10 protein-coding genes are annotated in these 12,919 nt (G+C 41.0%); 7 read left to right on the top strand and 3 right to left on the bottom strand.

Features of this window, described 5'->3' with window-relative positions:
- Positions 1-113 (bottom strand): helix-turn-helix domain-containing protein (locus EO93_RS18395; protein WP_156161230.1); only part of this gene is annotated, 113 nt, incomplete at its 3' end.
- A gap of 39 nt (positions 114-152) precedes the next feature.
- Between EO93_RS18395 and EO93_RS04300 the strand changes: the two genes are divergently transcribed.
- Entirely contained in the window at positions 153-905 is a 753-nt protein-coding gene (locus EO93_RS04300) for an SRPBCC family protein (protein WP_082107556.1), read from the top strand.
- Positions 906-1,015: 110 nt separating this feature from the next.
- Here EO93_RS04300 and EO93_RS04305 read toward each other — a convergent pair whose 3' ends face one another.
- A complete protein-coding gene (locus EO93_RS04305; RefSeq protein WP_048161233.1) occupies positions 1,016-2,008 on the bottom strand; it encodes a hypothetical protein in 993 nt (330 codons plus the stop codon).
- Between the two features lie 295 nt (positions 2,009-2,303).
- On the opposite strand from EO93_RS04305, the gene EO93_RS04310 reads away from it, so the two are divergent.
- Positions 2,304-3,572, top strand: coding sequence for an ATP-grasp domain-containing protein (locus EO93_RS04310; RefSeq protein ID WP_048161234.1), 1,269 nt, complete (start codon positions 2,304-2,306; stop codon positions 3,570-3,572).
- 303 nt (positions 3,573-3,875) lie between these two features.
- On the opposite strand, the gene EO93_RS04315 is transcribed toward EO93_RS04310, so the two are convergent.
- The gene (locus EO93_RS04315) at positions 3,876-5,687 is read right to left on the bottom strand and encodes a KUP/HAK/KT family potassium transporter (RefSeq protein ID WP_048136354.1); all 1,812 of its coding nucleotides are present in this window, start codon (positions 5,685-5,687) and stop codon (positions 3,876-3,878) included.
- A gap of 569 nt (positions 5,688-6,256) precedes the next feature.
- On the opposite strand from EO93_RS04315, the gene EO93_RS04320 reads away from it, so the two are divergent.
- The 5 genes from EO93_RS04320 to EO93_RS04340 all read left to right on the top strand — a co-directional run bounded on the left by EO93_RS04320 (position 6,257) and on the right by EO93_RS04340 (position 12,514).
- Positions 6,257-7,729: an MATE family efflux transporter gene (locus EO93_RS04320; protein WP_048161239.1), complete on the top strand. Its 1,473-nt coding sequence runs from the start codon at positions 6,257-6,259 to the stop codon at positions 7,727-7,729.
- Positions 7,730-8,107: 378 nt separating this feature from the next.
- A complete protein-coding gene (locus EO93_RS04325) occupies positions 8,108-8,566 on the top strand; it encodes a MarR family winged helix-turn-helix transcriptional regulator (protein WP_048161235.1) in 459 nt (152 codons plus the stop codon).
- Between the two features lie 51 nt (positions 8,567-8,617).
- On the top strand, positions 8,618-8,947 hold the full coding sequence (locus EO93_RS04330; RefSeq protein WP_048161236.1) for a TrmB family transcriptional regulator: 330 nt from the start codon (positions 8,618-8,620) through the stop codon (positions 8,945-8,947).
- Between the two features lie 110 nt (positions 8,948-9,057).
- Positions 9,058-10,494 carry an MATE family efflux transporter gene (locus EO93_RS04335; protein ID WP_048161237.1) on the top strand — a complete coding sequence of 479 codons (1,437 nt, stop codon included), beginning with the start codon at positions 9,058-9,060 and terminating at the stop codon, positions 10,492-10,494.
- Between the two features lie 742 nt (positions 10,495-11,236).
- Entirely contained in the window at positions 11,237-12,514 is a 1,278-nt protein-coding gene (locus EO93_RS04340; protein WP_048161238.1) for a PEGA domain-containing protein, read from the top strand.
- Positions 12,515-12,919 lie beyond the last annotated feature (405 nt).

Consider the following 12,919-nt stretch of genomic DNA (forward strand, 5'->3'; position numbering starts at 1 on the left):
TTTCTTAATGCCAAAGTTTCATTATATACCCATCTACACAGTTCCAAAGTAGAATTCAGCTTTGTAACTTGTGATTTTGTTGGATAGATTCTATAACGATTTACTTTAGGCATAATACTGAATTAGGCAATTTTACTTAAATAAATGTTACTATGTCGAAGTTGACGGGTTGTATCCCACCATTGAAATGGCGGGGATTAGCCCTTATTGCTCCTAAAAAACTTCCTTATCCCAGTGATTTATGGAACTTCAATGTTCAAGGCAGAGTCGTTTACTATTTCGGGGAAGATATTGAGAATGCAGAAGACTACACGCTTAACCTTCCAATCCAGGTAAAAACAGAGTCATATCTCCCGGAGAAAACCATGCCCGGGTTCGAGGCAGCAAATTTAGAGATAAAAACATGTATTTTAGCCACCAATATAAGCAAAGAGAGAATTGGGACTCAAACCATGGCAACACTGAAAGATTCCGTAGTAATAAACAGATCACCTGAAGCTGTTTTTGAATGGTTTGCTCATTTTACGGAAAACTACAGAGCCTGGCACAAAGACCACGTACTTGCTAAGTGGGTTAAAGGACAGAATTTTGAAAAAGGCTCTGTGCTTTATGCCGAGGAATACCTCGGGGGCAAACTGGAAAAATTAAGCTTTGAGATTACCAACTGTGTACGGAATGAATTGATCGAGTATAAGGTGCTGTTTCCGGAGTCTCTTATTTGTTCCGGCGGCTCGTTTTCCATAAAGCCTTCAAATGGTGGAAGTGTTTTTACTGCTGCACTTTCATTTCGGTTTGGAGGGTTACTTTCAAAGTTTGCGGGGAAGAGGGTTGAAGATATCAGGGGGCACATGAAAGAAGAAGGGGAGAACCTGAAAATGTTATTGGAAAATGGAGAAAAAATGTAAGTATCTATGAAGAATGACAAAATGTCCTGACAGCCTTAATTTCCCGGGGTTTTCAGCTCTTGCTCTTATATTAACCAGTTTTTTGTGATTCAAGTATCTCAAGGAATTTTTTAACAGCCCTCCGCAGAGCCCTGCTTGTCATCAATCCTGTCATACAGCTCTTTCAAATCCCTGTGCAGTCTGAAGACTTCCTTTTCCCAATCCTTTTTACTGGACCCCGGGCAGGAGCCCATCTTCAAAGCTGCCATCTTCGCGTAGTTGCGGGAAACTTTCCTGTTGCTCCAGGAAAGGCCGAAAGCCTGATCGGTTTTTTTGATGCTGTATTTTTCGTGGATCAGGAACTCATAGAGTTCAGGGACCTTATCCAGCTTTTCTCCGGAGCTTTCAGGAAAGTCCGGGGAAAGGTCAGCCAGATTCTGAAGGTGGGACTTGACACCACAACTTTCGGGGCACAGTTTTTTCGAGTTTGCAAACTCAAGAATCTCCCTGAATTCAAGGAAAATATCCGTCTGCCCGAAACCTGAAGGCAGAGTTTTTCCGAGGAAGATGAGGACATGGATGCATTCGTGAAAGAGGATTTTTGCAATCAGAAACTCGATTCTCTCCTGAAGGTTCCATAACCTTTCGACCAGCTCCTCGTCCCACAGTTCATGAGGATTTACCAGAATGAGGGACCTGTAGATTATTTTCTTATCTTTTCCGGAAACGACCCTCTTCGGCTCGAAGGCTAACCCCTGCAGCTTTCCGAAAAACTGTATCCTGACCGCCAGTTCCCAGCAGTGTTCCCATCCTCCGGAATGCACACTTTTTACCCGGTAGTATTTTCCATCAAAGTGCACCTTTTTTATCAGCCGGTAAAGGTCCTCACTTTGTTCTTTAATAAGCATTTTTATCATGGGCTCCCGGTAAATGTTCAGATCAAGCTGGAGAAGCCCGGGAGAAAAAAACAGGTACTCGGAAGCAGGAAACGAAACAGGAGCAAATGCCGGGACAAGATAGGGGAACGGTGAAGCTGCAGATGACAATTTTCCCCGTATACTATGTACGTGCAAATCGACTTTTTCCTTTTGTGAAGCCTTTTTTGCTCCTGTTCCCTGCTTCATAAAGCCACCCCTCACAATTGACCCCGTTTTCCCCATATTATCAAGTTAATTTGTAATAAAATATTTGAGAATAATAGTAACAAATAATAGAGGCATTATAAAGATAAATACTTATTCATACGAAATTGCATTTTTGTATTACAATATGAAAGAATATAAAAAACTGAGATTCTTCCGAATCAGCAAATAAAACCTGGTGTTTCAGGCAAAACTGCCGGACCAATATAAGCTGAAAAACAAAATTCATAAAAGGGAAGTAGGATAACTGAGAATTCATATAAGAGGGGTGGGATAGTTGATCATACTTGAAGAGCCATACGTTTCTCAAATTCTGAAGGACATCATCACAGAGATGAAATTACCTGTCCTGAAAAACAAAACCTCTGAACGCCTGGGTTTCAACAAAGACGTAAAACTTCTTGAAGACACTGAATTCATAGAACTCCTCAAAAGCCAGAAAACCTGCAAACTATACAGCAATTCTGAAATCTCCCTCGTCTGGATAGCAAACAACCTCGGATTCACCGGCATCCCTGAAAAAATAGGGCTCTTTAAGGATAAGTTCAGGTTCAGGCAGCTGATTGAGCACATCTATCCTGACTTTTCTTATCAGGGAGTAAAATTTGAAAACCTGGACGAACTGGATATCGGAGCCGTTAAAAAGCCTTTCATAATCAAACCGGCAGTCGGGTTCTTCAGTGCAGGAGTTTATAAGGTCAGTACCGGGGAAGAATGGGAAACGATCCTGCCAGCCTTAAAGCAGGAAATGGAAGCAATCAAAGGGTTGTTCCCGGCTCAGGTGTTCAGTTCAGGGAAATTTGTGCTTGAAGATTGCATCGAAGGGCCGGAGCTGGCTGTGGATGCTTACTACAACGGCGAGGGAAAGCCGGTGGTCCTGAATATCCTGAAGCACCTGTTTCCGGCGGAAAATGATGTTGAAGACAAGGTCTATGTGACTTCAAAAAAGATCATTGAGACCTATCTGGAAGCAGCCCTGAAACTTCTACAGCAAATAAATGAAGCTGCAAAGCTGTGGGATTATGAGGTGCAAGGTTCTGGGTTGCCGGATGCGGGGCGGCAGGGACCCGGACTGCGGGATTTCCCGCTGCATATCGAGCTGCGGGTGGACAAAAACAACAGGTTAATACCTATAGAGGTGAACCCGATCAGGTTTGCGGGGTGGTGCACTGCCGATATCGCGGATTATGCTTACGGAATCAATGTCCACAGATATTTTTTAGAGGGGCTGGAGCCGGACTGGAAGGAGATCCTGAAGGATAAGGATGAAGCTCAGGAGAGGGGGAAAGATAACAGTACATACTGCCTTTTGATTGCCAAAAAGCCGGATGAACTTAAAACAGAAGATATTGAAGCGTTTGATTACGAAGGTTTTGTTTCTCGCTTTGAAAAGCCCCTGGAACTGCGGAAGCTTGATTACAGGCAGTATCCGGTTTTTGCATTCCTCTTTACTGAAACAAGGAACAACAAGTGGGAGGAGATTGACAGGTATTTGAGGGCAGATTTGAAGGAGTATATAAGGGTAAAAACTAAGAATTGTAGTTGAGAACCAGATCTCAAAGCCTATAAAAGAGAAAACGAAAAATACAGAACCGGAGTGAATAATGAATATTTAAACCACGTAAAAAATGGCATAAAAAGAATTCAGACCATGAAATTCCTTTCCGGCCTGTATATCCTGATTATGCTCAAATCCAATAATTAAGGGGCTTCAGTGAAGCCACCTTCTTAAGCTATCTTCTTAAGCAATATTATTAAGCTGTCTTCTTAGCTGTCTTCTTAAGCTGTCTTCTTAAGCTGTCTTCTTAAGCTGTCTTCTTAGCTGTCTTCTTAAGCTACCTTCTTAGGTTCACATTTCAAACCTTGTCATAACTCCATGAAGCTCATCAGCAGGAAGCCTGTAGAACTGGACAAACGAGGGGGATAGTTTCTTTATTACGGAAAAGGTTCTCCATATTAAATTACTGGTAAATATGTCTTCGATTCCGTAAAAAATTGTTTTTTCAGTAACTCCATTGTCTTTCAGAATTTGTTCCACATCAATAATTTCCATGTAACCCATCTTTATTTCAAATAACCTCAATCCTTTTGCCAATTCTTTTGTGAACGAGCTCTCGACTCCAAATGGACTGTCTGACTTAATAATTGAAATAAAAATGTTATTTTCATAAATAATGTTATTCCTGAACATTACGTGGGAAATGTATTGAGGGATTCTGTTTATGTCTCGTGAAAAGAAAAGGGCAGTTCCACTGATTTTATTTTCGGTGGTATATACCTTATTATATTTTCCAAGGAAATCCTCAAATTTAGCGGGCTTCATCAGTTCATAAAGCCTTTTTTGCCCGGAAGTGTATATAACTATAAGAGCAAAGACAACAGCTGCTATAATAACGGACCAGTAACCTCCATGCGGTATTTTATAGGTATTTGAGAGGAGGAATACTATGTCGATGAATGTTATAAATAGCGAAATAATAACCTTTGACGTCTGTTTTTTGTGATAAAATATCGAAGTCATCAACATACCCGTAATCGTCATGGTCCCGGTAACTGCCAGTCCATATGCAGCCGCAAGTTTGCTCGATTCTTTAAACACAAATATCATGCATAATACGGAAATAAGGAGCATCCAATTTATCGCACTTATATATATCTGTGACTTTAATTCCCCGGATGTATAATCTATTTTTAACATTGGCATTATTCGGGTCGTTATTCCCTGATAAACTATTGAGAACACACCGCTAATCATAGCCTGAGAGGCAATAATCGTAGCTATGATGCTCAGGATAAGGAATGGAATAAATATAATATGTGCCTGATGATTGATCATCTCAAATAAAACATTTTTAGAATCAGGATTTCTAATAAGGAATGCTCCCTGCCCAAGATAATTAAAAACCAATGCGAAAAATATCAACTTCCAGGCTTTTAAGATAGGCTCTCTCCCAAGATGGCCCATATCGGCATATAATGCCTCTCCACCGGTACAACAAAGAGTAACTTCAGATAATACAAAGAAGCCTACAAGCCCGTTATGTGAGAGAAAGTCAATAGCATAATACGGATTTATAGCCTTTAATACAGCCGGGGTATAAAATATTGAGGCAATGCCTGAAACTGCAAGAGCTAAAAACCAGACAACCATTATTGGTCCAAATGCCCATGCAATTTTTTCAGATCCTTTATTCTGGAAGGAAAAAAGGCCTATTGCAATCAAGCTGGCAATTAACATAAGAGTTCCCTGTCCTGTATTTTCAAATCCGGAAATAATGCGTATCCCTTCGACAGCACTCAGTATGCTTATTGCAGGCGTAATTACTCCGTCTCCGAGAAGGAACGAAGTCCCAATATAGGCCAATATCGTAATTAAAGAAACATTTCTACTTGATTTCAGCAGGGGAAGAAGGATCTCTTTTAAGACTATAGTGCCTCCTTCTCCTTTTTTTCCCAGGCTCATAGCAAGCCAGGCATATTCCATAGTCACCAGTATAATAAGTGTCCAGATGATTAAAGATAAAACTCCTATTACGTGAATTTCCGTAGGTCTTGTGAGAAGGAATATAACTGTAAGGGTATAGATGGGACTTGTCCCGATATCTCCAAAGACAAGACCCATAGAGTTTACTATTCCCCTGAAATCGGGTTTTGAAAACATAATCTATCTCCTATTTGTTCCGGGAATTTTAGGCAAAAAGTATTATTTAGGATGAAAAGTTACAGGTACCTGAATCCTGTGACAACAAATCATGATTTTACTTTGCCCAAAAAGAGTGAAAAGGAATTGAATTTGCAGAATTTTTAACTCGCCAATTTCCCGTTTTCATTTAAAATTCGTCTCTATCTTTTGATTTTCAGCTTTTTATTAAATTAATCTAAAGTAAATATTATTTTATAATAATGCATGATGCTGAAAATTACTTTTTCATATATAAAGATCTTGACCCATTATCCCGAGAAATCGATATTAAACAGTTATCAAGCCAATTAATTGATTTTAATTCTTCTGATCCACAAAATTTTGTCCTCAGGTTATAAATTTATCCCTGCATCTGGGAAGTAAATAAAAAACTTTTCACCGCAAATAAGAAAATGTTAAAGGCAGAGAGATCAAAGAAGAATAGGATAAAAAATATGTGATAGAGTCAACTACCCCTGAGCTAAAGACTCAGGGGCTTCCTGTTGAGGTTTTATGAAAAATGTGTGAGTCCAAAAACGGCGGGAAAAATGAGCAGGGAAACGGTAGAAGAAAAAGGGAACACCGGAGAGAAAGAGGCAAAGGAAAGCAGGGATGAGAAGGAAAAAACAGAAGTCCTCCCAACTCAAAAAGTTACGGAAGGGGTGGATGTCCTCCTCGGAGACCCTAAAAAAGCCGTGGTCAAGCTCTCAATTCCTATTATAGTTGCAATGTCCGTACAGACCATCTACAGCCTGACCGATACTTTCTGGGTTGCAGGTCTTGGTGCAGATGCCCTTGCTGCGGTGGGGTTTGCTTTTCCTTTTTTCGTTATTCAGATGGCGCTTACAAGCGGGCTTGGAGTTGGGGGAGGAGCTGCGGTTTCCCGGCGGATAGGTGCAAGGGACAAGGCAGGCGTGGATAACGTTGCAGTGCATACCTTCGTGATAATGTTCATCCTCACAGTTGCCCTTACCGTGCTCGCCCTTGCCTTTGTAAAAGACCTCTTTGTGTACAGTGGAGCCGGAGATACAACCGGATTAGGGGTTTCATATGCCCGGGTTATCTTTGCAGGCAGTTTTGTGTTCTTTTTTACGAACGTTGCAAACTCCATTCTCAGGAGCGAAGGGGACTCAAAGCGAGCCATGCAGTCCATGATCCTGGGGTCCGGCCTGAACATAGTGCTTGACCCTGTTTTTATCTATACCCTGGGGCTTGGGGTTGCAGGGGCTGCTCTTGCGACTGTGATTTCTTTTGCTAGCTCGGGTCTGCTGATGTTCTACTGGTTTTTTGTCAAAAAGGACACCTATGTGACTTTCAGGTTCCATTCCTTCAAATTCGACAGAGCCATTGTCCGGGACATCTTCAGGGTGGGCATTCCTTCATCAGTAGAGCAGGTCGCCCTGGCGATGACCGCTCTCCTCATGAACCTTATAATTGTCAATGTCAGCAGCACCGATGGGGTTGCAATCTACGCCACAGGTTGGAGAGTCGCAAGCATTGCGGTTGCTCCTTTAATTGGAATTTCAATCTCCGTGGTCTCGATTAGCGGGGCTGCCTTCGGAGAACTTAACTTTAAAAAAGCCCGGCAAGCCCTTATTTATGCAACAGAAATAGGCTTTCTGGTAGAAACCGCCATAGGCATTGCTGTATTCGCATTTGCCCCGCAGATTGCAGCTATTTTTACCCAGGCCGAAACTGCCGCACGTATCGCCCCTGAACTAACAAGGCTCCTGAAAATTATGACCGTATTCTATCCGGCGTTTGCCTTCGGAATACTCTCTGCATCTCTTTTCCAGGGGGCAGGAAAAGGCACAAGCGCCCTTATTGCAACTCTTCTCCGGAGCCTTATAATGACTCCCCTCTTTGCCCTGCTCTTTGCCTATGAATTCGGCTGGGGGCTGCTTGGTGTGTGGTGGGGGCTGGTTGCGGGTACAGTTATCGGGTCTTTGATCACTTTTGTGTGGGCTCAGATCTACCTGAGACGTATGATCCATGCTACAAAACCCGGGAAAAAATGTTGATTACACCAGGATGCCTTATACTTGCGGATATCTTCGATTATCAGATCATAAAATATAAATAAAACCTATTTAGTATTTAGTTTGAAATCGAACAGTACGAAAAGTAAATAGTAAGATTTAATACAGTCATGATTCGGATGATAAGATAGAAATTAAAACCCAGTCAAACCCGATAAGCTTCGGTAAACCCAACAAAAAAGTCAAACCCGATAAGATCGGGAAAACACCCGCCAGAAACCAGTCAGAAGATTGAATCAAGCACGCCTCGCAAAACAGATCTTCTGGATCAAAAACGCCTCACAAACAGATCCCTGGCGACTATCCCTGGCTTTATCATCCGGATCAGGACTGGAAAAAAGCGCCTCACTGTGATAACCAATGAAAGAAGAAATAATAAAAGAGACGGTAAAACTTCAGTTTGAGATGATCCATCTCTTCCATAAAAATTTTGCCAAAACTTTTCACCAGGCAGGAAATAGCCCATACAGTCTTAACAAGAATCAGAATAAGGCTATCCTGATTATAGGTTCAGTAGGTGAGATAATGCCTACGACTCTTGGAAAATGCCTGGACCTTCAGAAAGGGAGCCTGACCAGCATGATCGATGCTCTGGAAAGAGAAGAGCTTGTCTTCAGGAAGGGAGACCCCGGGGACCGGAGAAAGACCCTGGTTTCACTTACGGAAAAAGGAAAGGCCTACAGGGACTGGTTCACAGAGGAACTTGAAAAAAGTGTATCTGAGGTCCTTAACAGGCTTGCTGAAGAAGATATTGCAGCCTACCAGGAAAGCCTGAAGACAATGCTTGGCACACTGAAGAAACTGGATGGAAGTACCTGAAAGGGAAAAGCCCCGGGCCCTGGGAAACGATACTGGATACTGAGATCTGCAATGTACACGGAGCTCATAGGCAAACTCAAGAAACTCGGATTCACAGAAAACGAGGCGAAGATCTATTTGGGACTCCTCAGCATGGGCGAGGCGACAGCAAGGGAAATCCATGAATTTACGCACGTTCCCAGGCCAAAGATTTATGCTACGCTGGAGAGAATGTCAAAAAAGAAGTATGTGGAAGTCATCGAAGGACCTCCAGCATATTTCAGGTGCATTGGTCCGGAGCAGCTGACCGAAAGGCTTAGAAACGAATTTCTTTTCTCCCTGAATGAAACATTGAAGGAACTTAATTCTGCAGGTTACGGGATAAAAAACAGGTTCATTTAATGTTTGGTCTGAGTTCCCTGAGCTCCTGAAAAGGATTACATTCCTGAAAAAGATTCATTCCTGAAAAAAGAGGAAAAGGGAAAAAGACGTATTAAAAGGAAGATCACTAAATGAAAACCAGAGCAGTTGTAAATTCAAATTCCGTCAATCCTGAAAAAAGTCCGGAAACACGCGGCGTAAAGATCCTTGAAGGAGACCCAAAAAAAGCCATAATCAAACTTGCGGTCCCGATGATTGTTGCGATGTCCGTCCAGACCATTTACCAGCTGGTAGATACTTTCTGGGTTTCAGGGCTTGGAGCGGATGCGCTTGCTGCAATGGGCTTCGTATTTCCTTTCTTTTTCATAAGCATGGCTTTATCCAACGGGCTGGGTATAGGGGGAGGAGCAGCCATCTCCCGAAAGATTGGAGCACGGGATAAAGCAGGGGCAGACAACGTAGCCGTACATACGATTATAATGATGCTGCTTCTAGTTCTGATATTTACCATACCCTTCTATGTTTTTGCCCCCCAGATCTTCACTCTGGCAGGAGCAGGAAAAACAACCGATCTTGCAGTAGCTTACGCAAGGGTGATATTCCTCGGGAGCTTAGTAGTTTTTTTCACGAATGTAGCTAACTCCATCCTGAGAGCCGAAGGGGATTCAAAGCGCGCAATGCAGGCAATGATCTTTGGCGCAGTCCTGAATATTATCCTTGACCCTATTTTCATATACACCTTTAAAATGGGAATTGCGGGCGCTGCCTGGGCGACCCTGCTGTCTCTTGCAGTCTCTTCGATTATGATGCTGAACTGGCTCTTTTTCAGGAAGGATACTTTCGTTTCCTTCGATTTTAAAGACTTCAGCTTTGAAAGAAATATTGTAAATGACATCTTCAGGATTACAATCCCCGCCTCCGCCCAGCAGCTTTCTATGTCATTATCCATGCTTGTACTCAACCTTATTATTGTAAACGTAAGCAATACCGACGGAGTTGCTGTCTACTCCACTGGCTGGCGGATTGCAACAATTGCAATTGCCCCCCTTATAGGGATTGCAACAGCTGTAGTTTCGGTTTCAGGAGCCGCTTTCGGAGCAAAGGACTTTGAAAAAGCAGAAATTGCCCATACCTATGCAATAAAACTGGGCCTCCTCATAGAAAGTGTGGTTGCTGTATTTACTTTTATTTTTGCCCCGCAGATTGCAGCAATTTTCACGCAGACAGCAGAAGCCACCCATATAGCACCAGACCTCACCCACTTCCTGCGTGTGATCTGTATCTTCTACCCGTCAGTTTCTCTCGGAATGCTCTCGACATCTTTCTTCCAGGGTGCAGGAAAAGGCATGAGCGCGCTTACCGCAAACCTCCTGAGAACCATAGTATTTACCCCGATCTTTGCAGCCTTTTTCGCCTTCAATCTGGATATGGGCCAGGTAGGTGCCTGGTGGGGAATTGTCGTAGGGAACGGAATCGGAGCCGGAATAACCTTTGTCTGGGCAAGACTCTACCTCAACACAATTCTGAAAACAGGATCTTTGAACAAACCTCTGGAACAGGGAGTTTGAAAATTTTTTGGCGAATCTTTTGAGGGAATCCTTCAAAAAATTTTAAACATGTGTGCAGTTATGTCAAGTCTTCAGTTGGTGGGTGATCGTAAGCTGTCAAAATTCGGTTGATGAAAATCGTGGTTTCAAAGTTATTGTGTTTAATCCCTGAAACCCACTTTCCGCAGATGTCCTTTCAATTTTCACCAGTTTTCATGCTATCGTTTTTATCTGAAAACCGTCCTCGTTACTCAAACACGTATTTTTGAAATTTTCCAAAATTCTCGCCTTTTGTCTTCATTGAAAACTTCCAGCAGCTATTTCCAGAAATTTCAGTTGAGATAATAACTGCAGATTTTCGAATAATTCTTCAAAAACGATGCCAGGAAAACGGTTATTTTTTTTGAAGACATCTGCGGAAAGTGGGTTGAAAGATAAATATTCATTTATTAAACCACAATTATTAAATTTGATGAGATTATTCTCATTCCGCTGATTCTAACTTATTAAAATATCTCGATCTGCAATCATGCCGTAGATAAGAAAGTTTAGGGTGATAGTAGAACAAAAGAAGATAATTATTATATTTCAAGTATATTAGAATCTTCTTTGTAAATTACTACTTGTTTCTGTGTATTCTATTTTGTCTATATGGATTCATAAGCGTCTTTAAAATGAGAACTTATTTAAATATTTTCTAACTATGGCATGTCAGTTTCATAATCGGATATTAAATGAATAGCTATTAATCTGAGGTGAGCTAGTGGGAAAAATAAAAACAGAAAATAAGAGAATCCGAAACATTGGTATCCGTTGGGTTTTTGGAGTTCTCTTTTTAATTATGTTCTTTAGTGCAATTGTTGAGTTTCATATTATTGCCGGATTACTTTTTCTTTTGGCAGGTATTGTAGCGCTTCCACCAACAGCATATCTATTGGAAAAAAAATTAAATATTTCAATGTCCGGCACCGTAAGATTTTTTGTAGTATTCTTTTTAGTGATTGTAGCTTCCAACTCATTACCTGATGTGGATTCAACTACAGCAATCAATAATAGTACTGATGCAGTAGCTGCACCTCTTACATCTGCTAATGGTACTACCACAATAGCAATGCCGGCATCATCAGAAACACCTGACAATAAAGGAACAGTGGATATAGTAACAAGTCCAGCAGGTGCTACTGTTACAGTCGATGGAGTTCCACAGGGTTTCTCTCCTGTAAAAGGTTTGTCTGTGGATGAAGGGAATCATATTGTAGACTTATATCTCTCGGGATATAATCCCAAAACATTGACAGTATCCATAACGAATTCAGATCCAAAAACAATAGACTGGACTTTTACCCCATATGTAGATCCTAGTCCAACACCGACAGAAACACCAACCACTGAATCAACACCAACACATGATTATGATAGTTCATTGGTGAGGAATTACGATGTTATACAAGAGAACGATATAAGCATAAAAGCTTTAACTAAGCCTTTATCTGCATACACATCAGAGGAACTTGAGTCCGTGCCACTTAACATGAGAATAGATTACAGAGTTGTAATTTCTCCTGATATTTCAAAAGAAGAACTAAAATCTACATTAATTCGAGTGGTAATGGATAAAACATCTGAAAACAATGATATTGATGAAGTTGTTGTTTTTGCCTATGATAGAAAAGAGGATGTAGATGATGCTTTCACTTTAGGCAAAGTTGAATGGTGTCCAAATGGTGATTGGGGCTCTATGACTCCAGAAATTGCATCTGGTAATGATCGATCTTCTTATCAGTATGTGTTTGATATTAAGGATAAAGTTGGAAATATAGATGCTTCAGATATCCCTACAGAAAGAGAGTATGAAATCTATGATTATTACGAGAAATGCTACGATGATGCATGGATAAATGTCGATTTGAATGATCCAACAGCAGCTCCAGACGAAGATTTATTGATGCAGAAAGTTGCCGAAAAGTATGGAATTACTAAAGAAGAAGCAGGTAGCATTTGTGATAAAGTGACGATTTACAAAATGAATTTATCTGTATGAAAAGTATGATTTAAATCAATAGCTAATGAACCAAAATTCTCAGGGTTCGGAGAATTTTATTGATGTAATTTGGCAAAGATCTTGAATGATATATATTGTAAGTTTGATGAATTTGATAAGAGATCTTGATAATTGGTATTGCCTGATGTTTACTATTATTGAGTATTTCTGTCGATTAAGATAATTTACAATTTAATTTCTATTTATATCACTCAACTTTTTCTTACTCGCTTTCTACTGGCTCTAGTGTCGTGGCAACTTAATTTTGAGTCCTATTTATAAGCTTTGAATCCCATCTGTATCTTCATTCATGGCAAAAATCAAACTGCGTGCGGCCACCCCAACCTAAACAGGCTGTCCGATAATTACCGCAGATAATTAGAGTTTCCTGTCGCGATATATATA

The organism is Methanosarcina sp. 1.H.A.2.2 (assembly GCF_000979975.1).
GTDB lineage: Archaea > Halobacteriota > Methanosarcinia > Methanosarcinales > Methanosarcinaceae > Methanosarcina.

Excerpts from the sequence above, each read along its gene's own strand:
- EO93_RS04315 (WP_048136354.1), bottom strand. The coding sequence starts at position 5,687 with ATGTTTTCAAAACCCGATTTCAGGGGAATAGTAAACTCTATGGGTCTT.
- EO93_RS04335 (WP_048161237.1), top strand. The coding sequence starts at position 9,058 with ATGAAAACCAGAGCAGTTGTAAATTCAAATTCCGTCAATCCTGAAAAA.
- EO93_RS04305 (WP_048161233.1), bottom strand. The coding sequence starts at position 2,008 with ATGAAGCAGGGAACAGGAGCAAAAAAGGCTTCACAAAAGGAAAAAGTC.
- EO93_RS04300 (WP_082107556.1), top strand. The coding sequence starts at position 153 with ATGTCGAAGTTGACGGGTTGTATCCCACCATTGAAATGGCGGGGATTA.
- EO93_RS04320 (WP_048161239.1), top strand. The coding sequence starts at position 6,257 with ATGAGCAGGGAAACGGTAGAAGAAAAAGGGAACACCGGAGAGAAAGAG.
- EO93_RS04325 (WP_048161235.1), top strand. The coding sequence starts at position 8,108 with ATGAAAGAAGAAATAATAAAAGAGACGGTAAAACTTCAGTTTGAGATG.
- EO93_RS04330 (WP_048161236.1), top strand. The coding sequence starts at position 8,618 with ATGTACACGGAGCTCATAGGCAAACTCAAGAAACTCGGATTCACAGAA.